Source organism: Geomonas subterranea (genome assembly GCF_019063845.1).
GTDB lineage: Bacteria > Desulfobacterota > Desulfuromonadia > Geobacterales > Geobacteraceae > Geomonas > Geomonas subterranea.
Genome location: NZ_CP077683.1, coordinates 262,997 through 286,193, shown reverse-complemented (window position 1 = coordinate 286,193; position 23,197 = coordinate 262,997). Strand labels below are relative to the sequence as shown.

The following is a 23,197-nucleotide window of genomic DNA, read 5'->3' as shown; positions in this document are numbered from 1 at the left end:
CGCAAAGAGAGACAGCAGGGAAAACTCATTCGCGGTTTTTCACCTGTTACTTTCTTCGCGTCTCCGCGCCTTCGCGCCTTCGCGTTGGAGGTTTTTAGCCACCAAAGGAGGTTGCCATGGCCGGCGAGCGAATCGTCATCGACCCCATCACCCGGATCGAGGGGCACCTGCGCATCGAACTGGAGACGGACGGGGGGAGGATCGGCAACGCCTGGGCCTGCGCCACCCAGTTCAGGGGTATCGAGCGGGTGCTGCAGGGACGCGACCCGCGCGACGCCTGGGCCTTCGCGCAGCGCATCTGCGGCGTCTGCACCGGCGTGCACGCCATCGCCTCCATCCGCGCGGTCGAGGACGCCATCAAGTGCAAGATCCCTCCCTGCGCGGAGCTGATCCGCAGCCTGGTCTCCGGGATGGCCACCCTGCAGGACCATGTGATGCACTTCTACCACCTGCACGCCCTGGACTGGGTCGACGTGATGAGCGCGCTCAAGGCCGACCCCGCCGCCACCTCCCGCCTGGCCGCATCTCTTTCCCCCTGGCCCAACAACTCCGCCACCTGGTACCGCGAGGTGCAAAAGCGGGTGGCCGACTCGGCGGGCGGGGGACTGGGTATCTTCGCCGGCGGATACTGGGGGCATCCCGCCTACCGCCTCCCCCCCGAGGCGAACCTGATGGCGCTCGCCCACTACCTGGAGGCGCTCTCCTGGCAGCGCGAGATCATCCGCCTGCACACCATCCTCGCCGGCAAAAACCCGCACCCGAACTACCTGGTCGGGGGGATGGCCTGCTCCATAAACCTCGACAACCAGATCGCCATCAACAGGGTGCGGCTGGACGAGATGGCGGGGATGATCGACCAGGCGCGGCGCTTCGTGCAGGAGGTCTACTACCCCGACGTCCTCGCCATCGCCTCCTTCTATCCCGAGTACGCCGCCATCGGCGCCTCATCCACCACCCTCCTGGCCACCGGTGAGAGCGCCTACTCCTGCCCGGGCGCCCCGGCGGGTGGCGCGGTCCCGGCAGGTCTCATCATGGACGGCGATTACCGCACCGCCCACCCCTTCGATGCCAGGAAGGTCGCCGAATTCATCTCCTCCGCCTGGTACAGCCAGCCCGAGGGGGACCGGCAGGGACTCCACCCCTGGCAGGGGCGCACCGAGCCGAACTACACCGGGCCCAAGCCCCCCTTCAAGGAGCTCTCCGACCAGCCCAAGTACACCTGGTGCAAGGCGCCGCGCTACGAAGGGCGCGCCGTGCAGGTGGGGCCCAACGCCCGCATCCTGCTCGCTTTGGCGCAGGGGCACGCCGAGACGGCGCAACTGGCCCGGGAGGGGCTCGCAAAACTCAACGCCGGGGTCGAGGCGATGAACTCGACGCTGGGACGGACCTACTGCCGGGCGCTGGAATCCGTGCTCCTCGCCCGGCGCATGGACCAGTGGTTCGCCCAGCTGAACGAAAGGATCCGTTCGGGAGACATCGCCACCTTCAACCCGGAGCTGTGGGAACCGTCGAGCTGGCCCCGGCAGGCGCAGGGGGTCGGTTTCATGGAGGCGGCCCGCGGCACCCTGTCGCACTGGGTGGAGATCGAAAACGGGCGCGTCTCCCGCTACCAGGCCGTGGTCCCCAGCACCTGGAACAGTTCCGGCCGCGACCCCGGCGGCCAGATGGGTCCCTTCGAGCAGGCCCTGGCCGGCGGCGGCACACACCCGCTCTCCGACCCCAAACGTCCCATCGAGGTGCTGCGCACCATCCACTCATTCGACCCGTGCGAGTCCTGCGCCGTGCACCTGCTGGTCCCCGGTGGCGGCGGCGTGGAGGTGAAGGTGCAATGAGCCTCTACCAGGTACCGGAATCCGAAATCCGCATCGAGCTGGGAGACCCGGTCCCCTTCGGCCGAAGGAAGCGGCGCGACCTCCTCATCGCCGCCGCGCTGGGCGCCCCCTTTGGCACCGGGGATCCGGTGGACCTGGCGCTCTTGAGCGCGGCGTCGAAAAAGGAGGACCTGCGCCACTACGAGCAGACCGGCTTCACGCCGCTGGAGCCGCGCCTGGCCAGGAGCGTGGCCCGGGTGCGCCGGGTGGATTCGGGTGAGGAGGTGCTTTACGCCCGGGGCGAGGTGGACAGCATCCTCTACCTCTGCCACCCGGACGAGGCGACCCGCTACCGGGCCGAGCTCCAGGCGGAGATGCAGATGACGCACGGCTTCCGGGCGCTTGGTGTGGGGAGAGGGCGTATCGCCCCGGACGGCGGGGAAAGCTGGGAGTTCCTGGGGTACATCCCGGTGCGGGCCACCAGGGAGAAGAGCCGGCGCAGCGACGAGCCGGGGGACTTTTACTACGTGCCGGTGTGGGACTGGCAGCTGCGCGTGCTGCACTGGCTGGCGGTACTGCTGATCGTGGTCCTCTCCCTTACCGGCCTCTTGATGGGAAGCAGCCGGTTCATCTACGGGGTGACCGGCGGTTACTCCAACTACCTGAGCTGGCTGAGGCTCACCCACTTCGTGGCGGGATGGCTCCTGCTCTGCGCGGCGATCCTGCGCATCGCCGGACTCTTCCTCGCTTCGAACCGGTTCCAGCGCTGGTACGCCCTCTTCCCGGTCCGCGTTCGCGACCTGAAGAACCTGCTCCAGGTGGCGCAGAATTATCTCTTCTGCCGTTTCGACCGTCCGCCGCACTACATAGGGCACAACCCGCTGCAGCAGGTCGCCTACACCGCCATCTTCGCCGTGGGACTGCTGGCCCTGATCACCGGCTTTGCCCTGTACGCCCTCTACGATCCGGAAAACTGGTTTTTCGGGTACCTGGTCCGGTTGGACGAGGTCATCGGGGTGCAGTACCTGCGCCTGGCCCACCAGCTCATCATGTGGATATTCCTCGCCTTCATCCCGATCCACGTCTACCTTTCGGTCCGCGCCGATACCGTCGAGCGCGAGGGCGCCCTCTCCTCCATCGTGAGCGGCGGGCGCTGGTGCCGCAAGGGGACCCGGTTCGAGGACGGCGAGGAGCGGCCGGAGCCTGGCGAAGCAGCACGTGAAGCGCGGCGGGGCTAGCCCAGAACCTTCCCCCCCCCCTGCGCCCCTTCCGTGGCGATGCTCAGCGCCGTCACCCCCAGTTGCTGGCAGCCGCCATCCCCCCTCACCCGTCCTCCGGGCACCCTCTCCCAAAGGGAGAGCGAACAAACAGAAAAGGCCGCACCCGTCTCGGGTGCGGCCTTTTCGCCGCGTCCTTTTCCTGCTATCGCAACATCAGCGCCAATGAATGCAGCTCACCGGGCAGACGTCGATGGCGTTACGCTGGATCTCATCCTCGGAAGCGCCGCCCGGATCATAGGCCTCGGCCTTGCCGTTGTCGGCAAACCGGAACACTTCAGGCACGTTGTCCGTGCAAAGGCCACAGCTGATACAGACGTCTTGGTCAACCCAGGGTTCTTTTGCCATGGTAGTACCTCCATTTTTTGATTGTGGACCATGCTCCTCTAGATGCTATCCTCAAGCCTTTTCCTTTGCTCTTCCAGTTTCTCCTGTGCCTTCTCCAAAGCCGCCAACAACATCTTCTTGGACTCCTTGGTCAGACCTTCCTTCTCTTTCAGGAACTCGGAGGCGCGGTCGCTGGCCCGGTCAACGAAGTCGGAAACCGTCTCCGCAAAGTCGCTGACCGTCTCGTTGGCCTTACCCCCCACCTCTTCGGCCAGCGACGCCAGGTACTTCCGCGTCTTCTTCCCGGCCTGGGGAGCGAGCAAAAGCGCGAGCCCGGCTCCGATCAATCCGCCCACCACGAGCTTAACCATGCACCCCCCTTCGCAGCACTCTTTGTGTCCCATACCGCCTCCTCCGTCTACAGGTTTTGAACAACAGCGGTAATACTACCAATATAAATTAACTTCGTCCAACCACCAAAAACGTGGCCGGGCTGGACCGACAAAAGTCGGATTCCCCCTCCCCCCCGGCGTGGTCCGGTTGGTATTTTCACCGTCAAGACCGGACCGTTTTCAGCTTTCCTCCCCTCCCGTTCCCCCCCCCCTCCCTTGACGGGAGGGGGCAGGGGGGTGGGTGAACGTGCCAACAGCGCGAATGTGGCACCTACCCCCACCCCCTACCCCCTCCCGCGAGGGGAGGGGGACTCTCGGGTACCGTGCCGTTCTCTGGTTTCTCTCAGATTTTCTCCGTGGCCAAGGGTTTTGATTTTGTGTAAGATGGCGGATCGACAGAGTTACGACGGCAAGGGAAGGACGCGACATGAACGTGGAACAGATGAAGATCGTGGTGAAGGAGATCCTCTCCAGGACCGACCTCACCCCCTGCGTGGTGGGGCACCGCGGCGTGGGTAAGAGCGCCGGGATTCTCCAGGCCTGCCGCGAGCTGGACCGGCAATACGTCTCGCTGCGCCTGGGGCAGATGGAGGTGGGCGACCTGGTCGGCATCCCGTTTAGAATCGGCGACGTGATGCAGTGGTCGCGCCCGTCGTGGCTGCCTGGGGACGAGGACGCCCCGACGGTGATCCACTGCGACGAACTGAACCGCGCCCAGCAGGAGGACACCCTGCAGGCGATCTTCCAGTTCGTGGAGCCCCCCGCCGAGGGGATGCTGCGCGCCATCCACACCCATACCCTTTCCCGCCGCCACAAGGTGGTGGTCAGCATCAACCCGCCCGACGGGAGCTACCAGGTGGCGACCCTGGACCGCGCGCTCATCGACCGCATGGTGATGCTCTTCGTCGAGACCGATTACCAGTGCTGGGCCCGCTACGCCCAAAAGCGTGAGTTCGCCGGCGAGGTGCGCCAGTTCCTGGCGGGCAACCACGGCTTTCTTGCCAAGCAGGGGATGCCGATGGAGATGCAGGTGGAACCGAGCGAGCGCGCCTGGGAGATGGTCAGCGTCCTCAAGAAGAACTGCCGCTTCCCCGCCGACCTGGAGATGGAGGTCTACTCCGGGATCGTCGGCAAGGAGGCGGCCATCGCCTTCATGCGCTGGCTCTCCGACCGCAAGGGAAGGCCGGTTACCGCGGACGAGGTGCTGAACGACTGGCCGAACGTGGCAGGGCGGGCCGAGGCGCAGCGCGACGACGTGCAGGCCGCCACCATCAACGACCTTTCCGCCCTGCTCCAGGTCGCCCCCGGACTCAGCGAGGAGCAGGAGGACAACCTCGTCTCCTACATCGCCGTCCTGCCGCGCGACCTCCGCTTCGGCTTCGTCAAATCGCTCCTGAAGATCCCGGAAGTGGCGCTGCTTTTGGTGAAGGACAAGCACGACGCCGTCATCTTCGACGCCATGCAGGCGATCAGCGAGCAGGCGGGGTAGCCCATGGCGCCGGGCACTCTGCAAAACGCCGTCGTGCGGCTTTTAAAGGAGCGCCCCTTCTACGGCCATTTCCTGCTCAACCTGCGCCGGGAGGAACGACCGCTCAACGGGAAGGCCGCCGGTGTCACCATCCGCAACGGCACCCCGACGCTCGCCGTCGATCCCGCCTCCTTTTCCCTCCTCAGCGCACCTCAGCAACAGGCGCTGCTCGAGCACATGGTGAAGCACCTCTTGCACCTGCACATGCTGCGTGGCAAGGGGAAGAACTCGCACGACTGGGACCTCTGCTGCGACCTGGCCATCAACCCGGGCACCCCGGGGCTGCCCGAAGACGCGATCTACCCGAACCAGTTCGACCTTCCCGACGGCCTCGCCGCGGAGGAGTATTACCGCCTTCTGGTGCGTCCCTTCGACGTCGGCAACCTCGCGGGGAGCGGTTTCGGCGACGAGGCACAGGAGGTCGAGGGCGCATCGGGGGGGGGCAAGGATCCCGCGGGGGCCTCGACGCTCGACGATCACGCCATCTGGAGCGACGCCGACAGCACGCCGCTGCCGCTGGCCGAGGAGATGCTGCGCGCGGTGACCCGGGAGAGCCTGCGCGGCAGCGACGGCGAAGCCCCGGCCGAGGTGAGGGGGGTGGTGGACGCCATCCTGCGCCCCTCCCCCATCCCCTGGCGCCAGGTGCTGCGGCAGTTCGTGGCCACCGCGGGCAGGGTCGGCAAGAAGAGCACCTGGATGCGGGAACACCGCCGCTTCGAGCACGACACCCCGGGATCGCGCAAACGGCACCGCCTGACGCTTTTGGTCGGCATCGACGTAAGCGACTCCACCAACATCGCGGAGTTGAGGGAAGCGTTCGCCACGGAGTTGCTGCAGATAGCCCGCGGCCGCGATGCCGCCATCACCGTGCTCTACGCCAACAGCAGGATCCAGCAGGTGGAGGCGTTCAAGGGGAGCGCCTTCGTGCCGCAGCGCTACGACGGCGGCGGCTTCACCGACCTGCGACCCGTCTTCGAGTACGCGAAGACCATGCATCCCCTCCCCGCCGCGGTCATCTATCTCACCGACGGCATCGGCCCGGTACCGGAGCAGATGGAGCTGCCGACCCTGTGGGTCCTGACCGCAGATGGTGAGAAACCCGCACCGTGGGGAATCGAACTGAGACTGGAGGTGTGAAAGATATGGAAGAGACGACGTCGGTCCCGATGACCGCCGAATCGGTTGGAGAGATATTGAGGGAAGCGGGCGCCCAGGTCATGGTGCGCTCCGGACGCAGCGAGAACTACAGCGCGCCGAGGGAGTTCTCATTCGAGGTGAAGGCGATCTTCGACAACGGGATGGCGCTGCACGTGGTGGCGCGGCAGTTCAACTACCGCGATCCCTGGGAGGCGGAGGGACGGGTCAACGACGTGGTCGACGTGATGCTGTTGCGCGACGGCGCGCTCACCCCGCTCCCCAAGGGGTTCCCCTATTTCCAGGGGATCGACGAGGAGTGCGGCCTGGACGAGATGATGCTGCGCGAGGTGATCGACTGCGTGCGCAAGGTGAACCCGAAGCTCTACCTGTTGCAGGAGATGACCGGGGATCTGTGAAACCAAGGGACTAGGGACTAGGGGCTGGGGGCTGGAAACATCCGAGAGGTTTACTAGCCCCTAGTCCCCTAGCCCCTGTTTTTCAATCCAAACACCTGAAGACCCCCGAGCTCCACAGGCAGCTGCCGCAGGGCTCGGTGTTGACGTAGCAGTCCTGGTCGAACCGCTCGGCCTGCACCAGGTCGCAGGGCGAGGTGTTGCACTCGGCACAGGACGGGTAGTCGTGACGCACCACGTTTTCCCGGTAACCCCGGAACGCCGGGCTGTTCCAGATATCGAGCACGCCGCGTTCCTTCACGTTGCCAAACACCCACGGGTTGACCGGGTGCAGCCACCCGTTGGCGTAGGAGCGGCAGTTGTGCCACAGGTGGTAGCAGGGATGCATCCCGCCGTCCCAGGAGATGAAGGCGCTCCCCTTCTCGACGAAGCTGCAGCCGCGCTTCTCGCGCCGCGCTATCTCCGGCAACCGTAGGTCGATCCCGGTCCGGCGCGCCACCTGCGCCGCCTCCTCGAAGATATCCTGGCTCTGGTGGATGTTGGTCATGTCCAGCCCGAAAAGCCGCTTCAGGTCGAGTGTTACCCCGCGCTGCTGGGCATCCGACTTCATGGCAGCCACGAAATCTATCACCTGCCTGTCCTTTTCCGTCTTGTGGTAATTCCAGAGAACTTCGAAATAACGGCGGATGTCGATCCCCTTGAGATCGGCCTTGCTCTTCCAGCTCTGGAACAGGGTGATCGCCTCGTCGGTGCAGATGTCGTAGCTGCACTGCTTGAGGTGCGGTTCGTCAAACGGATGCAGGTGGGAAACGAGCGCGAAGCTGACGCCGAATTCCGCGGCCCAGGAGAGAGCCGCCGGGAGCTGGCTCAGGTTGTCGCGCATGACCACGAACTCGACCCCGATCTCCATGTCGGGGCGATGACAGGCGGTCTTGGCGGCGCCCAGGGCGTTCAGGGCATGCTCCAGGTCGACGAGCTGGCTTCCCGAGCGGATAGAACTGAAGGTGGTGGCATCGACCCCGTCCATGGAGAGGCAGACCCGGTCCACGCCCGCGTTCAGGAGCGAGACGGCGCGCAAGTGGGAGAGGAGCAGGCCGTTACTCTGGAACCCGATCCAGCTCCCCGCCGGCATCAGCTTCTTGGCGCGGCTTATGAAGTGCTCCAGGCGGGTGTTGAGCAGCGGCTCGCCCACTCCGTTTAACACCAGCGCCTCCAGGTTGGGGAGGGCCGGCTCCAGCTCGCTGAACGTGGCAAGGTCGAGGTCGCCGTCCTTGGCCCGGCTGCCGTCACCGTTCTGCTTCATGCACATGACGCAGTTCAGGTTGCAGCGGCTGGTGGTTTCCACGAACAGCTTGGAGGGGTATTCCAGGAAGGCCGGCTCGTTGGCCGGCATGAACTCGGACAGTGCCGCCGCGTTGTTTTGCATCTGATGAATCCTCTTGTTGTTACGATGTGCCTTCGTCACGGGCAGAGATTCACTACCCCCTCGCCCCCCGGGAGACGACCGGACAGGGGAGGTGCCGCCCCAATCAAGACGTCCCGTCCGGCCATTCCCGGGAGGCGGAGAGTTCGTGAGGAGCCATCCACTGGCCCCATCATCACGTTCAACCTTTGCGAATCCACTTGCGTCCCCCCGCCCCTTGCGGGAGGGGGCTAGGGGGTGGGGGAAGGTGCCATCAGCGCCATAACTTGCGGCTTCCCCCCGTCCCCCTCCCGTCAAGGGAGGGGGAGGAGATTCCGCCCGCTTGCCCCTACCCTTTAAGCCCTTCTGCCACCAGCTCCGCGATGTCCTTCACCGTGGTGCCGCCGCTGGAGCGGTCCTTCAGCCCGTCTTCCATCATGGTCATGCAGTAGGGACAGGTGGTGCAGATGGTGCCGGGCTTGCCAGCCAGCGCCTCGTTCACCCGGTTCAGGTTGATCCTCTCGCCGAGGTGCTCCTCCATCCACATGCGTCCCCCGCCGGCACCGCAGCAGAACGAATTCTCGCGGTTTCTCTCCATCTCGGCGGGCGCGCTGCCGGTCGCCTGCGCGATGACCGTCCGGGGCGCCGTGTAGACGCCGTTGTGGCGCCCCAGGTAGCAGGAATCGTGGAACACGATGTTGCCCCCCTTCTTGGCGTGGTGGTCGAGCTTCAGCTTCCCCTGGGCCAACAGCGATTCGATGAACTCGGCGTGCGGGATCACCTCCAGCTCCAGGCCGTACTGGCGGTAGTCGTTCTTGAGCGTGGTGAAGCAGTGCGGGCACTGGGTGACGATCTTGCGGACCCCCTTCTCCTGGAACAGCGCCACATTCTCTTTCGCCATCTTGTCGAAGAGGTACTCGTTCCCCAGGCGGCGCAGGCTGTCGCCGCAGCACTTCTCCTCCTTGCCGAGGATGCCGAAGGAGACGCCGGCCGCCTCCATGATCCGGGTCATGGCCAGGGTCACCTGTTTGCTGCGCGAGTCGAAGGAGCCCGCGCAACCGACGAAGTAAAGGTACTCGGTCTTGCCCGCCTCGAACTGATGCACGTCGCGTCCGCCGGCCCACTTGCCGCGCTCGCCCGGAGCTATCCCCCAGGGGTTGGAGCGCTGTTCCATGTTCTCGAAAAGGTTCAGGAGTTCTTCCGGGAAATCGGCCTCCATCTGCACCAGGTGCCGGCGCATCTTGGTGATCTTGGGCATCTGTTCGATGAAGACCGGGCACGCCGCGAGGCACGCGCCGCAGCTGGTGCAGGACCAGAGTGCGTCGGGCTTGATACTCCCTTCGGCGTCGCCGATGACCGGCACGGTGGGCTCGCCGCCGCGCTGCAAAAGATCGCCGTTGGCCAGCAGGTTGACCTTGATGTCGTGCATCACCAGCCGCGGGTTGAGCGGTTTGCCGGTGCTGGCAGCCGGGCACGATTTCTCGCAGCGGCCGCACTCGGTGCAGGAGAAGGAGTCGAAGAGGTCCTTCCAGGTGAACCGGTCGATGCTCCCGGTGCCGTAGACGTTCCCCTCCTCGAATTCCTCGCGCGGCTGAGTGTTCGGCGTCTCCAGTTCCTTGAAGAAGCAGTTGGGTATCGCCGCAAGTATGTGCATGTGCTTGCTGTAGGGAAGGTAGTTCAGGAAGAAGAGGAGCACCCCGGCGTGCAGCCACCAGGAGACCTCGGCGACGCTCAACAATGTCGTCCCCCCCTCAGCCGCGAGAAGCGACGAGAGCGCCAGGGAGACCGGCATGTACTGCGCCGCGTCCTCCGCTCCCAGTGCGATTTCCGCCGCGTGGACGCCGAAATAGGCGAGCATCAGCGTGGCGATCAACGAGAGGATGCCGAAGGCTTCGCCGGTGCGGGCACCCTGGTACGGGGGCGCAACCGCGCGTCGCACCATTGCGATCAACACCGCGGTGAGGGCGCAGAGCGAAACCACGTCGAACACCAGGACCAGCGGGTGATAGAGCGCTTGTGGCAGGATCCGCGACAGCTTCGCCGCCGGGAACACGCCCGCCACCAGGAACTCGGTGTTGGCGACCGCGAGGATCAGAAAGGACCAGAAGATGAAGAGGTGGTTGATGCCGAAGGGACGGCTCACCACCCTCTTCTGCAAAAAGGCGAACGTGAACATACCCTGCAGCCTTTCGGGCAGCCTCGAGAAACGGTCCTCTGAGGCGCCGACGGCGACCAGGCGGAAACGGCGGTAGCAGCTCCAGGCGAAGATCACTCCGGCGGCTGCCAGAAGCGGTGTAAAGATGACAGGATCAGGTTGCATTTACGTGTCCTTGTAAGTGTGTTGGTAAGCGGTGGCGGTGGCAGCCTCCGTCGCACTGCGCCCACTTCCCTTCGCCCTCCGTAGGGCGCCGTCCGGAGGTGGGAGAGGGTCAGGGTGAGGGCAGTGCCTCAACCCCACGTCGACGCATTACCCCGGCAAGCGGTGCCCTCACCCCTACCCTCTCCCGGCCGGTCGAAGCCCTAAGGCGGGCGAAGGCCCGAAGGGCGAGGGAGAGTTTTTGCAGGCTGGCAGAGACGGAAGAGAACTTCCCCTACGCCGCCTTGACGTCCTTGACCTCGACGCTCCCCTTGCTCGCCTTCATCTCGCGCAGGGCGGCGATAAGGGCCGGGACCACGTCGAACAGGTCGCCCACGATCCCGTAGTTGGCCACCTCGAAGATGGGAGCCTCCTTGTCGCGGTTGATGGCGACGATCAGGTCGGAGTCCTGCATCCCCACCAGGTGCTGGATGGCGCCGGAGATGCCGCAGGCGATGTATATCTTGGGTCGCACGGTCTTGCCGGTCTGCCCGACCTGGCGGTCGCCGGGCATCCACCCCGCGTCCACCGCGCTGCGCGAGGCGCCCACCACGCCGCCAAGCTCGTCGGCCAGCTCCTGCAGGATGGCGAAGTTCTCCTTGGCCATCATGCCGCGTCCGCCCGAAACGATGAACTCGGCGCCGGCGATGTCGACGTCCCCGGCCTTCTTGTCGCGGATCACCTGGAGCACCTTGGTGAAGATGTCCGCCTCGGAGATGGGGAGGCTGGCCGGGACGATCTTGCCGGTCCGGCCCGGCATCTGCGCCGGCATCGGCATCACGTGGGAGCGCACCGTCGCCATCTGGGGGCGGAACCGGTCGCACATGATGGTCGCCATGATGTTGCCGCCGAAGGCCGGCCGGGTCTGCATAAGGTTCCGTTTGGCGTCGATGTCCAGGCCGGTGCAGTCCGCGGTGAGGCCGGTCTTGACGCGGGTCGCCACGGCGCCGGCCAGGTCGCGTCCCATGCCGGTCGCGCCCATGAGCACGATCTCCGGCTTGAACTTGTCGATCAGGTGGCACAGGGCGTCCAGGTACGGGTAGGTGCGGTAGTGCTTGAGCACCGGCTGGTCCATGAGGTACGCCTTGTCCGCGCCGTAGCCGAAAGCCTCGTGACACAGGTGCTCCACCTGGTCCCCCATGACCACCGCGCAGAGCTCGACACCCAGCTTGGCGGCCAGCTCCTTCCCCTTACCCATGAGTTCCCAGGAAACGCGGGCCGCCTCCCCCTCGGTCTGCTCGACGAAGACCCAGACCCCGCGGTACGCCGCCACCAGCTCGCGGCGCGCCAGTTCCTCCGGGTCGGCATCCTCTTCCGCCAGGTCCTGCTGTCCGGCCAGCTGCGCCAGGATCTCCAGTTCCTCGGGGGTGTAGAAGATCTCTAGGGCCGAGCCCGGGCAGGCCTTCACGCACTTCAGGCAGCCGATGCACTTGGAGAGTTCGATGTGGGGCTCGCCCGCCTCGCTCATCTGGATGCCGTCCACCGGACAGCTGCTCTGGCAGCGCGCGCCGCAGGCGATGCACTTCCCCTCGATCAGCCTGACCTTCCCCCGCGGCTTCTTCAGTTTGGTTGTAGCTTCAGCCATCCGCTCAAGTCCTCTCGTTATTGAATTGCACAGCGCCGGCAGAACTACACCGCCAGCATGTCGCTGGCCACCAGCTTTTCCAGCAGCAGCCGTGCGGTCCCCGCCGGGTCGCCCAAGCCGTCGCCGATGATCTCCCCCGCGGCACGCTGCGGCGAGAAGATCCTGCTCACCCAGGTGGGCGAACCTTTCAGGCCGACGCTGTTCGGGTCCAGCTGGAGTTCCTTGTTGTCCCAGACCTTCACCTCCGCCTTGGCGGCCTTGAGCCGCATGGGGACTGTCGGGTAGCGCGGGCGGTTCAGCTCGCGCACCACGGTGATCATGGCCGGAAGCTTCGCCTCCACGATCTCGTAACGTCCCTCCAGCTTGCGCCGGACCCGGATTTTCTTGGCCAGGAAGTCGAGGTGTTCGATGCGGTCCACCAGCGTGAGCTGGGAGAAGCCAAGGCGTATGGCGATGCCCGGCCCTACCTGCGCGGTGTCGCCGTCGATGGTCTGCTTGCCGCAGAACACGATGCCCACCTCGTCCTCCTGTGCCAGCTTCCTGATCGCCGCGGCCAGCACGTTGCTGGTGGAGAGCGTGTCCGCGCCGCCGAAGGCGCGGTCGGAGCAGAGGATCGCCTCGTCCACCCCCAGGGCCAGGGCCTTTCTCAGGGTCGCCTCAGTGTTGGGCGGCCCCATGGAAAGTGCGGCAGCCTTGAAGCCGTAGCGCGCCTTCATGCGCAGGCTTTCCTCGAGCGCGTGGGTGTCGTAAGGGTTGACGATGAAGGGAATGCCATCGCGCACCAGCGTGTTGGTGACCGGGTCAATCTGCACCTGCGTCGTATCCGGCACCTGTTTAATGCAAGCCACCACGTACATGTAAGATCCTTTCTTTGCACAAGCAGTTTCAGACTTTCAGCCGCACCCCACCGGGTCCACCCGGGCCACCATGTCCACGGGTTTTGGTGGCTTTGTCTTAGTGGCTGGCCCTGGAAAGCTCCCACTGCTCGCGGAACAGTGCGAACGCCTCGCGCATGATGAAGGAAGCCTTCTTCCCCCTCTTGTCCATCAGCTTCTGGATTGCGTCACGCTCGTCGTCGCTCATGCGGATCGAAATGATGTTCACTTTTTTCTGGCTTCTGTCCTTCATGACTTCTCCCCTTCTTTTTGTTCCTTAAAATATGCTGCCCTAGAGCAGCTCGATCTTGTCGTCGGGGCGCACCACCCCGCCGCTGATTACCGTGGCGAAGATACCTTCCTTGGGCATGACGCAGTCGCCGGCCTGGTAGTAGATGGCGCAGCGGGTATGGCAGACCTTCCCGATCTGGGAGATCTCCAGCACCACCGGCCCTATCCCGAGCCGCGCGCCGATCGGGAGGTGCATGAGGTCGATGCCGCGGGTGGTGATGTTTTCCGCGAAGTCCCCGGCGCCCACCGCGAGGCCCAACTGCACCATCTTGTCTATGCTCTCCTGGGCGAGGAGGCTCACCTGCCGATGCCAGTCGCCGGCATGACCGTCACCGATGATGCCGAAGTTCTCCCGCAGGTGCACCTCCGGCGCCGCCTTCTTTCTCTCGCCCTTGTTGCGGCTTATGTTGACCGCCACTACCGATGCGCTCATAACTTCCTCCGTGTAGGCCGAGTTTGTCAGGGGGACAGGCACCTGAGGAGCCAGTCCCCCAGCCCCGGTAATCGCCGTCTCCACCCCCCAGCCCCTGGCCCCTGCCTTACCCGCCGATCCTCGACATGTTCACCACCGCCTGATCGGCCCCTTCCTCGGCGATGTGGTGCCTTCCCGGCTTCTGGGTCACGATGCTCTTCAGGGTCTGCCGCAGCGCCTCCGGGTCATTCGAGGCGAGAAGCGGCTTCAGGTCCGTCCCCTGATCGGAGAAGAGGCAGCCGCGCACCCGGCCGGTAGCGGTGATCCTTATCCTGTTGCAGCTCTCGCAGAAGTGACCGGAAACCGGGGTGATGATCCCGATGGCGCCCGCCGCCCCCTGTATCTTGTAGTTCCTGGCCGGCCCCGCCATCTCGGAACTGACCAGCGGCAGCAGGGGGTAGCGCTCGGCGATGGCAGCGAGGATCTCGCTCCCCGGCATGCTCTGGGCGCCCCACCCCTCGTCCTTGAGGGTCGGCATGTATTCTATGAAACGGACCGTGTACGGCTTTTCCAGGGTGAGGGCGGCGAAGTCCAGGATCTCATGATCGTTCACCCCGCGCATCACCACCATGTTGATCTTGAGCGGCCCGAAGCCCGCCTTGGTGGCCGCCTCTATCCCCGCCAGCACCCGGTGCAGATCGGCGCCCCGGGTGATCCGCGCGAAGGTCTCCGGCTGCAGCGAATCGAGGCTGATGTTGAGCCTGGCCACCCCCGCATCCTTGAGCGGCTGGGCCAGTTCCTCGAGCAGCAGACCGTTCGTGGTCAGTACCAGCTCCTTCAATCCCGGCAGCGCCGAGAGTCGCCCCAGGAAGTCGACCAGCCCCTTGCGCACCAGCGGTTCCCCGCCGGTCACCCTGATCTTCTCTATTCCCTGCGCCACGCAGGCGGCGGAGACGCGGTACAGCTCCTCGTAGCTCAGCATCTCTTTATGCTCGAGTTTCGCCACCCCCTGCGCCGGCATGCAGTAGCAGCAGCGCATGTTGCAGCGGTCGGTGACCGAGAGTCTCAAGTAGTTGATCCGCCTGCCGTAGGTATCGATCAGTGCCATGCCTTCATCCCTCCGGAAACATGCCTCGCCTGTATACAAAGGCAATATCGATACCAATTGTCCCGATTCGGAGCAAAAAGCGGGATCAGGTACTAATGAGGGGGGAACTAAGCTGGTGAATACATGGGAAACGAACCGATTTTTGTCTTTTTGAATTCAACAAGCGGGCGAGGCGGGCACCAGCGGTTCGCTGCTCAAAACGGTCGTTCCACAAAAGAGCAAATGTTCCATTGTGGAACGCCGCAACTGTTCGATTTCAGAACGCAACTTTGGGAGAACAAACTGCGAAGGTAAACATAGCGGCCGTTAAGTATACGGTATCTGGTTAATATTATTCGATATCCCGAAAAATTGTGTTTACGGCAAATTCTGGTACGCCCTTTGCGATAACGTAGAAAACCGTTTTAGGAAAGTGTATGCAACACCGCACCATTTCTTAAAAACAAAAAGAACCGGGTGAAGAGCCCGGAAAAACAACAGGGGGAAATGAAAATGGCATTAGGAGAGCAGACTTACGGTTTCTTCATTCCGACGGTATCGCTGATGGGCGTTGGTTCCGCTAAGGAAACCGGCGAGCAGGTCAAGGCACTGGGCGCATCCAAGGCGCTGATCGTCACCGACAAAGGCCTCTCGGCCATGGGCGTTGCCGACAAGATCAAGGAGCAGGTGGAAGCTGCCGGCGTTAAAGCCGTCATCTTCGACGGCGCCGAGCCGAACCCGACCGACATCAACGTGCACGACGGCGTGAAGGTATACCAGGAAAACGGTTGCGACGCGATCATCTCCCTGGGCGGCGGCTCCTCCCACGACTGCGGTAAGGGCATCGGCCTGGTCATCGGCAACGGCGGCCACATCCGCGACTTCGAAGGCGTGAACAAGTCCACCAAATCCATGCCGGCATTCGTCGCCATCAACACCACCGCCGGCACCGCTTCCGAAATGACCCGCTTCTGCATCATCACCAACACCGACACCCACGTGAAGATGGCCATCGTCGACTGGCGCTGCACTCCGAACATCGCCATCAACGACCCGCTGCTCATGGTCGGCAAGCCGGCAGCTCTGACCGCTGCCACCGGTATGGACGCCCTGACCCACGCGGTCGAGGCATACGTCTCCACCATCGCCACCCCGATCACCGACGCCTGTGCCATCAAGGCCATCGAGCTGATCGCCGAGTACCTCTCCAAGGCTGTCGCCAACGGCGAAGACCTCGAGGCACGCGACAGGATGGCTTACGCCGAGTACCTGGCCGGCATGGCGTTCAACAACGCATCGCTTGGCTACGTCCACTCCATGGCTCACCAGCTGGGCGGCTTCTACAACCTGCCGCACGGCGTCTGCAACGCCATCCTGCTGCCGGCCGTCAGCCAGTACAACCTGATCGCCTGCCCGAAGCGTTTCGCTGACATCGCCAAGGCTCTGGGCGAGAACGTCGACGGCCTCTCCGTGACCGAAGCCGGCCAGAAAGCGATCGACAGGATCCGCACCCTCTCCGCTTCCATCGGCATCCCGACCGGCCTCAAGGCCCTCAACGTCAAGGAAGAGGACCTGGCCATCATGGCGGAGAACGCGAAGAAGGACGCTTGCCAGTTCACCAACCCGCGCAAAGCGACCCTCGAGCAGGTCATCCAGATCTTCAAGGACGCAATGTAGTAAGAACTCGCCCCAACGTCCCCTCCCCCCTTGCGGGGGAGGGACAGGGTGAGGGGGAAGGCGCCACCGGCATAACTGATGGCAACTTCACCCACCCCCTTACCCCCTCCCGTCAAGGGAGGGGGAAATCAAACGGCAAACGGGGCAGCAGATACCGTAACACCTGTAGGGGCGAATAATCATTCGCCCCCGCACTCCCCGCTGTGGGATAGGCAAACCCGCCTGCGGGCCAACCGCCGCGCAGGTCCGAACACATGCAACAGATGCGTAAGCGGTGTCGGGTCAGTCACGCATCAAAAAATCTCCGAGCCGTCGCAGCCTAAAAGGGACCGTCCCTCATGGCTCCAGGCCAACGGGTTTCGCTGGAAACGGCGGAGCCTCCCTCTTGGAAAGGAGTCCCGGTCGCAGGTAGCGCCGGTAGAACTAAATAAAAACAGGGAGCTTGAAAAGCATGGATAAGATTTTTCGCGTCAACATGACCGACCTCACCACCAAGATCGAAGAAGTTCCGGCAGCATGGGCAGGCCTGGGTGGCCGTGGCCTCACCTCCACCATCGTGGCCGCCGAAGTTCCGCCGACCTGCCATGCGCTCAGCGCACAGAACGTCCTCTGCTTCGCACCGGGCCTTCTGACCGGTACCGCCGCAGCCAACTCCGGCCGTCTCTCCGCAGGCGCCAAGAGCCCGCTGACCGGCGGCATCAAGGAGTCCAACGCAGGCGGCACCGCCGCACAGATGCTGGCGAAACTCGGCATCAAGGCCCTGATCATCGAGGGCGCACCGAAAGACGGCACCTGGTACAACCTGGCTGTGGGCGTGAACGGCGTCACCATCAGCGAGGAGAAGGAACTGCTTGGTCTGGGTAACTTCGCCGTCATCGACGCGGTCGAGGCACGCCTCGGCAAGAAGACCGGCGTCCTCACCATCGGCCCGGCGGGCGAGCTGAAGATGACCGCAGCCAACATCTCCGTCAAGGACCCGGACAGCAAGATCCGCAGCCACGGCCGCGGCGGCCTGGGCGCGGTCATGGGCTCCAAGCAGATCAAGTTCATCTCCATCGACGGCGAAGGCGCCCCGGGCGTCAAGATCGCCGATCCCGAAAAATTCAAGGCTGCCGCCAAGGCGTTCTCCAAGGCGGTTCTCGAGCACCCCGTCTCCGGCGAGGGTCTCCCGACCTACGGCACCAACGTCCTCGTTAACATCCTCAACGAGGCCGGCGGCCTCCCGACCAGGAACTTCACCACCGGCCAGTTCGAAGGGCACGACAAGATCTCCGGCGAAACCATGCACGACACCATCGTGGCACGCGGCGGCAAGCCCAAACATGGCTGCCACGCAGGCTGCATCATCCAGTGCTCGCAGGTCTACAACGACAAGGACGGCAAATACGTCACCTCCGGTTTCGAGTACGAGACCATCTGGGGCCTGGGTGCTGACTGCTGCATCGACAACCTCGACGACATCGCCCGCGCCGACAACCTGATGGACGACATCGGGATCGACTCCATCGAGACCGCCGTCATGTTTGGCGTCGCCATGGAAGCCGGCATCCTCAACTGGGGCGACTCCAAGGAAATGCTCCGCCTCCTGACCGACGAGATCGGCAAGGGTACCGCCCTTGGCCGCATTCTTGGCGGCGGCGCCGGTTCCGTCGGCCGCACCTACGGCGTGACACGCGTACCGGTCGTCAAGAACCAGGGCATCCCGGCGTACGACCCGCGCTCCGTCAAGGGGATCGGCATCACCTACGCCACCAGCACCATGGGCGCCGACCACACCTCCGGCTACACCATCGCCACCAACATCCTGAACGTCGGCGGCTACGTCGATCCGCTCAAGAAGGACGGCCAGGTCGAGCTTTCCCGTAACCTGCAGATCGCGACCGCAGCAGTCGACTCCACCGGTATGTGCATCTTCGTCGCCTTCCCGGCGCTGGACATCCCGGAGTGCCTGCCGGCCCTGATCGACATGATCAACGCCCGCTTCGGCATCGCCCTCACCGGCGACGACGTCACCAACCTCGGCAAGCACATCCTGAAACTGGAGCGTGACTTCAACCAGAAGGCCGGTCTCACCAACGTCCACGACCGCCTGCCGGACTTCTTCAAGACCGAGCCGGTCGCACCGCACAACGCGGTGTGGGACTTCACCGACGCGGAAATCGACGAGTTCTGGAACTTCTAGGAACCACCTCTACCCGGCGTGACGGAAGTCACGCCGGGTTTTTCCGTTTGAGCCAACACGCAGGTGCCGCATGAAGATAACACTCAAGCTTTTCGCCACATTCAGAAACGGCAGGTTCAAGATCGCCGAGCAGGAACTCGCCGAGGGGACCGACGTGCGCCAGGTGGTACTCTCCCTCGGGCTCACCGAGGAGGAAATCGGCATCGTCATGCTGAATGGCCGGCACGGTGAACTGGACAGCACGTTGAGCCACGGCGATACCCTATCGCTCTTTCCCCTGGTAGGAGGAGGCTGATATGCGCAAGGTCATCACTTTTCTGAAAGAGCACACCAAGGAAGGCCTGCTCCCCTGGAGCGCGCAGGACGCGGCCGCGCAGCGCTTCAACCTGAGCCACGGGGCGGTGGAACTGCTCGCCCTGCAAAACCGTTTGTTCCCGGCCCGCTACCAGCGCAACCGGAACATGATCCAGATCGACGAGCAACTGCGCCTGTTCCAAAGCCGCGTCGCGGTGATCGGCTGCGGCGGCCTGGGGGGCTACGTCCTCGAGGAACTCGCGCGGCTGGGCGTCGGGCAGATCGTCGCCATCGACCCGGACATCTTCGAGGAGCACAACCTGAACCGGCAGATCCTCTCCTCCCCCGCGTTGCTGGGACAGCCCAAGGCGGCGGTTGCGGCCGAGCGGCTGGCGCAGGTGAACCCCGCCGTCACGGTCACCGCCATCCAGGACTACTTCTGCCTTGCCAACGGGCACGAACTCCTGGCGGGAACGCACGTCGCGGTGGATGCGCTCGACAGCATCTCGTACCGGCTGCAGCTGGCCGAGTTCTGCAACCTGGCCGGGATCCCCATGGTGCACGGCGCCATCGGCGGGTGGTACGGCCATGTCGCCTCCCAGTTCCCCGGCGAGACCACCGTGCAGCAAATCTACCGGCACTGGGTGGCCGGCAAGGGGATCGAGCAGCAGCTCGGCAACCCGAGCTTCACTCCGGCCGTCGTGGCGAGTCTCGAGGTCGCCGAAGTCTGCAAGATCCTGCTCGGCAAGGGTGAGCCGCTCAGGAACCGCAAGCTCACCATCGATCTTCTGGAAATGGAGATGCAGGAGATCTCCTACGCTCCGGTCCCGGTGACCCTGGTGGACGCCGCCTGACCGTTGCGCCTCTCCCCCCTCGCCTATCGGGAGAGGGGCTGGGGGTGAGGGAGATATCAAAGCGGCAACGCTGCCGCTAAAAAAAACAAGCGACGCCGTCGACGACGCCGCAGAGAGCACCGAGGTGCATCATGCCAAGCTTTGAAGAAGCGCGAGGCATCATACTGGCCCACGTCGCCCCGCTGGGAGAGGAAAACGTACCGCTGTCCGACGCGCTGGGGCGCGTGGTGAGCAGGGACGTCATCGCCCCGTGGGATCTGCCGCAGTACGACAATTCCGCCATGGACGGCTACGCCGTGCATGCAGCCGATTGCACCTCGGTCCCCACCCGCCTCATCATCACCGGCTTCGTACCCGCCGGAGGCGAGCAGTGCCCCGCGGTAACCGTCGGCTGCGCGGTGCGGATCATGACCGGTGCCCCCATCCCCCCCGGATGCAACGCCGTCGTCCCCATCGAGGAAACCGAACAGGAAGATGACCAGGTGGTGATCAACCAGAAGGTGCTCCCCAGGCAGCACGTCCGGGTCAGGGGAAGCGACGTCGCCTCGGGAACCCAGTTCCTCCCTGCCGGGAGCCAGGTCCGTCCCGCCGAGGTTGGGATGCTGGCCGCCATGGGGCAGGCACTGGTGCCGGTGTATCGCAAGGCACGGGTGGCCATCCTCTCCACCGGAGACGAACTGATCGAACTGGGGGAGAGCCCCGCGGCCGGAAAGGTGATCAACTCCAATGCCCTGTCGCTGGCCGCCGCCGTTCGCGAGGCGGGAGCGGAACCGGTACTCATCGGGATAGCGCGGGACAACGTGGAGAGCCACCGTGACAAGATGCGGGAAGGCCTTTGCTGCGACGCCCTGATCACCTCGGCCGGCGTCTCCGCCGGTGACCGCGACCTGGTCCGGGAGGTCGCCGCGAGCCTCGGCGCCGAGGAGCAGTTCTGGAAGATCGGGATGAAACCGGGCGGTCCGACCGCTTTCTCGGTATGGCAGGGAAAGCCGATCTTCTCGCTCCCGGGCAATCCGGTATCGACCATGGTGACCTTCGAGCTGTTGGTGAAGCCGGCCCTGCTGAAGATGATGGGGCACAAGAGGGTGCTGCCCCCGTTCGTGAAGGGGATCCTGGCCGAGGACGCCCACAAGAAACCCGGCAAGCTGCACTTCATCAGGGTGACGGTGAAGAAGCGGCACGGCAGACACGTCGCCTACTGCGCCGGCGAACAGCACACCGCCATCCTGAGCACCATGACCCGGTGCGATGCCCTGGCCGCCCTCCCCTGCGACGCCACCTTCATCCCGGCCGGGAGTGAAGTGGACCTGGCGCTGATGAGGGAAGTCGACCTGTTAAGCGAGGGGGAAGTCGGCATCAGGTGCTGCTCCTGAAGCAGAACCAAAAGCTGAACGGTTCATAATAATAATTAATTTGGTATATTTTCCTTCCCGAATATGCGATAAAGCAGATGCCAAGATTCGGGAGGTGGAATATGCAGGAAATGTTGATTTTGGGTGGTATTGTAGCGGGCTGGATCGTGCTGCAGCGCTTTATCCTCCCCAGCATGGGGATCGAGACGTGAATGTCTCCCGCGTGCTCCGGGGACCGGGGTAAAAAGAAGAAGGACGCAGAGAAAGAGCAGGAAGGATAAGAAAGGGCGCCGCTAGAAGCAGGCGCCCTTTCTTTTTGTTGTGATGATATTTCCCCTCGCACCAACCGTAGGGGCGAATAATCATTCGCCCCCCTTACCGCACCTGCGTCTCTCTCGCCATCGGCAGAGGTCGGGGTACCAAAGGCTGGGCAAATGTTTATTTGCCCCTACAGCGAGCAACGGACGAGGGGACGCCCCCTTCGTCCGTTGCCGTTGCCGTTGCCGTTAGTACCTGTAATGCTCGGACTTGTACGGCCCTTCCTTCTTGACGCCGATGTAGGCGGCCTGGGCGTCGGTCAGCTCGGTCAGCATGGCGCCGAGCGTCTTCAACTGCAGGCGCGCCACCTTCTCGTCCAGCTCCTTCGGGAGGATGTAGACGCCGACCGGGTACTTGCCCGGGTTGCAGAAGATCTCCATCTGCGCCAGGGTCTGGTTGGCGAAGGAGGAGGACATGACGTAGGAGGGGTGCCCGGTGGCGCAGCCCAGGTTCACCAGGCGCCCTTCGGCGAGCAGGATGATGCGCTTGCCGTCCGGGAAGATGACGTGGTCGACCTGCGGCTTGATGTTCTCCCACTTGTACTGCTTGAGTTTCGCCACCTCGATCTCGTTGTCGAAATGCCCGATGTTGCAGACGATGGCGTTGTGCTTCATCGCCTTCATGTGGTCGTGGGTGATGACGTCGATGTTGCCGGTGGTGGTGACGAAGATGTCGGCCTTGTCCGCCGCCCACTCCATGGTGACCACCTTGTACCCTTCCATGGCCGCCTGCAGCGCGCAGATCGGGTCGACCTCGGTGACCCAGACCTGGGCCTGAAGTCCGCGCATCGCCTGCGCGCATCCCTTGCCCACGTCGCCGTAACCGCAGATGACCGCCACCTTGCCGGCCACCATGACGTCGGTGGCGCGCTTGATGCCGTCCATGAGAGACTCGCGGCAGCCGTAGATGTTGTCGAACTTGGACTTGGTGACCGAGTCGTTCACGTTGATGGCCGGGAACTTCAGCGTCCCCTTCTCGTACATCTGGTACAGGCGGTGCACGCCGGTGGTGGTCTCCTCGGTGACGCCCTTGATGCAGGCGGCGGTCTTCGAGTACCAGTCCGGCTGCTCGGCGAGCCGCTTCTTGATGGCCGCGAACAGGAACTGCTCCTCCTCGCAGGTCGGGTTGGCGATCACGGAGGGATCCTTCTCCGCGTCGGAGCCCAGGTGCAGCAGGAGCGTCGCGTCGCCGCCGTCATCGAGGATCATGTTCGGGGCGCCGCCGTCGTGCCATTCGAAGATCTTGTGGGTGTAGTCCCAGTACTCGGCCAGCGTCTCGCCCTTGTGGGCGAAGACCGGGATGCCTGCGGCGGCGATGGCCGCGGCGGCATGGTCCTGGGTGGAGAATATGTTGCAGGAAGCCCAGCGCACCTCGGCGCCCAGAGCCGTCAGCGTCTCGATGAGCATGGCGGTCTGGATGGTCATGTGCAGCGAGCCGGCGATGCGCGCCCCCTTGAGCGGCTGAGCTGCGGCGTACTCCTCGCGGATCGCCATGAGGCCCGGCATTTCGGTTTCCGCGATGATCATCTCCTTGCGGCCCCAATCGGCCAGCGACATATCCTTTACGATGTAGTCCTTGGTCACGTTACTTCTCCTTTCGATGAGTTAACTTCTGCGCTTCGTTTTGT

General features: G+C 64.1%; 20 protein-coding genes and 1 riboswitch. Of the genes, 10 read left to right on the top strand and 10 right to left on the bottom strand.

Going from position 1 to position 23,197, the window contains the following annotated elements:
* The first annotated feature begins 116 nt into the window (after positions 1–116).
* Together KP001_RS01245 and KP001_RS01240 are read left to right on the top strand one after the other, a co-directional pair.
* The gene (locus KP001_RS01245) at positions 117–1,832 is read left to right on the top strand and encodes a nickel-dependent hydrogenase large subunit (RefSeq protein WP_217287781.1); all 1,716 of its coding nucleotides are present in this window, start codon (positions 117–119) and stop codon (positions 1,830–1,832) included.
* Positions 1,829–3,049, top strand: a complete 1,221-nt coding sequence (locus tag KP001_RS01240; RefSeq protein WP_217287780.1) for a cytochrome b/b6 domain-containing protein — start codon at positions 1,829–1,831, stop codon at positions 3,047–3,049. Before KP001_RS01245 ends, KP001_RS01240 begins: the two co-directional genes overlap by 4 nt.
* Before the next feature lie 195 nt (positions 3,050–3,244).
* Here the strand turns inward: KP001_RS01240 and KP001_RS01235 are convergent, their stop codons facing one another.
* Both KP001_RS01235 and KP001_RS01230 read right to left on the bottom strand, forming a co-directional pair.
* A complete protein-coding gene (locus tag KP001_RS01235) occupies positions 3,245–3,436 on the bottom strand; it encodes a ferredoxin (protein ID WP_217287779.1) in 192 nt (63 codons plus the stop codon).
* 38 nt (positions 3,437–3,474) lie between these two features.
* Positions 3,475–3,819: a YtxH domain-containing protein gene (locus tag KP001_RS01230; protein ID WP_217287778.1), complete on the bottom strand. Its 345-nt coding sequence runs from the start codon at positions 3,817–3,819 to the stop codon at positions 3,475–3,477.
* Positions 3,820–4,234: 415 nt separating this feature from the next.
* On the opposite strand from KP001_RS01230, the gene KP001_RS01225 reads away from it, so the two are divergent.
* The 3 genes from KP001_RS01225 to KP001_RS01215 are packed head-to-tail and all read left to right on the top strand — an operon-like array spanning position 4,235 to position 6,888.
* Positions 4,235–5,296, top strand: coding sequence for a hypothetical protein (locus KP001_RS01225; RefSeq protein ID WP_217287777.1), 1,062 nt, complete (start codon positions 4,235–4,237; stop codon positions 5,294–5,296).
* A gap of 3 nt (positions 5,297–5,299) precedes the next feature.
* Positions 5,300–6,472, top strand: a complete 1,173-nt coding sequence (locus tag KP001_RS01220; RefSeq protein WP_217287776.1) for a vWA domain-containing protein — start codon at positions 5,300–5,302, stop codon at positions 6,470–6,472.
* Between the two features lie 5 nt (positions 6,473–6,477).
* Positions 6,478–6,888, top strand: a complete 411-nt coding sequence (locus tag KP001_RS01215; protein ID WP_217287775.1) for a hypothetical protein — start codon at positions 6,478–6,480, stop codon at positions 6,886–6,888.
* Between the two features lie 82 nt (positions 6,889–6,970).
* Here the strand turns inward: KP001_RS01215 and KP001_RS01210 are convergent, their stop codons facing one another.
* The 7 genes from KP001_RS01210 to moaA all read right to left on the bottom strand — a co-directional run bounded on the left by KP001_RS01210 (position 6,971) and on the right by moaA (position 14,914).
* Positions 6,971–8,311 (bottom strand): radical SAM/SPASM family putative metalloenzyme maturase, encoded by a 1,341-nt coding sequence (locus KP001_RS01210; protein ID WP_217287774.1) that lies wholly within the window; start codon positions 8,309–8,311, stop codon positions 6,971–6,973.
* Positions 8,312–8,636: 325 nt separating this feature from the next.
* A complete protein-coding gene (locus KP001_RS01205) occupies positions 8,637–10,607 on the bottom strand; it encodes a (Fe-S)-binding protein (RefSeq protein WP_217287773.1) in 1,971 nt (656 codons plus the stop codon).
* 271 nt (positions 10,608–10,878) lie between these two features.
* Positions 10,879–12,228 carry an electron transfer flavoprotein subunit alpha gene (locus KP001_RS01200; protein WP_217287772.1) on the bottom strand — a complete coding sequence of 450 codons (1,350 nt, stop codon included), beginning with the start codon at positions 12,226–12,228 and terminating at the stop codon, positions 10,879–10,881.
* A 44-nt stretch (positions 12,229–12,272) separates the two neighbouring features.
* Entirely contained in the window at positions 12,273–13,085 is an 813-nt protein-coding gene (locus KP001_RS01195; RefSeq protein WP_183349136.1) for an electron transfer flavoprotein subunit beta/FixA family protein, read from the bottom strand.
* A gap of 97 nt (positions 13,086–13,182) precedes the next feature.
* Positions 13,183–13,356, bottom strand: a complete 174-nt coding sequence (locus KP001_RS01190) for a hypothetical protein (protein ID WP_183349134.1) — start codon at positions 13,354–13,356, stop codon at positions 13,183–13,185.
* 39 nt (positions 13,357–13,395) lie between these two features.
* Entirely contained in the window at positions 13,396–13,827 is a 432-nt protein-coding gene (locus KP001_RS01185) for an MOSC domain-containing protein (RefSeq protein ID WP_217287771.1), read from the bottom strand.
* A 106-nt stretch (positions 13,828–13,933) separates the two neighbouring features.
* Positions 13,934–14,914 (bottom strand): GTP 3',8-cyclase MoaA, encoded by a 981-nt coding sequence (gene moaA, locus KP001_RS01180; RefSeq protein WP_217287770.1) that lies wholly within the window; start codon positions 14,912–14,914, stop codon positions 13,934–13,936.
* Between the two features lie 492 nt (positions 14,915–15,406).
* On the opposite strand from moaA, the gene KP001_RS01175 reads away from it, so the two are divergent.
* The 5 genes from KP001_RS01175 to KP001_RS01155 all read left to right on the top strand — a co-directional run bounded on the left by KP001_RS01175 (position 15,407) and on the right by KP001_RS01155 (position 21,273).
* On the top strand, positions 15,407–16,570 hold the full coding sequence (locus KP001_RS01175; RefSeq protein ID WP_217287769.1) for an iron-containing alcohol dehydrogenase: 1,164 nt from the start codon (positions 15,407–15,409) through the stop codon (positions 16,568–16,570).
* A gap of 290 nt (positions 16,571–16,860) precedes the next feature.
* Positions 16,861–16,982: riboswitch (molybdenum cofactor riboswitch) on the top strand.
* A 39-nt stretch (positions 16,983–17,021) separates the two neighbouring features.
* Positions 17,022–18,752: an aldehyde ferredoxin oxidoreductase family protein gene (locus tag KP001_RS01170; RefSeq protein WP_217287768.1), complete on the top strand. Its 1,731-nt coding sequence runs from the start codon at positions 17,022–17,024 to the stop codon at positions 18,750–18,752.
* Positions 18,753–18,822: 70 nt separating this feature from the next.
* Complete coding sequence (locus tag KP001_RS01165) at positions 18,823–19,047, top strand: MoaD/ThiS family protein (RefSeq protein ID WP_217287767.1); 225 nt, start codon at positions 18,823–18,825, stop codon at positions 19,045–19,047.
* 1 nt (position 19,048) lies between these two features.
* Positions 19,049–19,900 (top strand): HesA/MoeB/ThiF family protein, encoded by an 852-nt coding sequence (locus KP001_RS01160; RefSeq protein ID WP_217287766.1) that lies wholly within the window; start codon positions 19,049–19,051, stop codon positions 19,898–19,900.
* Positions 19,901–20,031: 131 nt separating this feature from the next.
* Entirely contained in the window at positions 20,032–21,273 is a 1,242-nt protein-coding gene (locus KP001_RS01155; RefSeq protein ID WP_217287765.1) for a molybdopterin molybdotransferase MoeA, read from the top strand.
* Positions 21,274–21,758: 485 nt separating this feature from the next.
* Here the strand turns inward: KP001_RS01155 and ahcY are convergent, their stop codons facing one another.
* Positions 21,759–23,153, bottom strand: a complete 1,395-nt coding sequence (gene ahcY / locus KP001_RS01150; RefSeq protein WP_199387917.1) for an adenosylhomocysteinase — start codon at positions 23,151–23,153, stop codon at positions 21,759–21,761.
* Between the last annotated feature and the right edge of the window lie 44 nt (positions 23,154–23,197).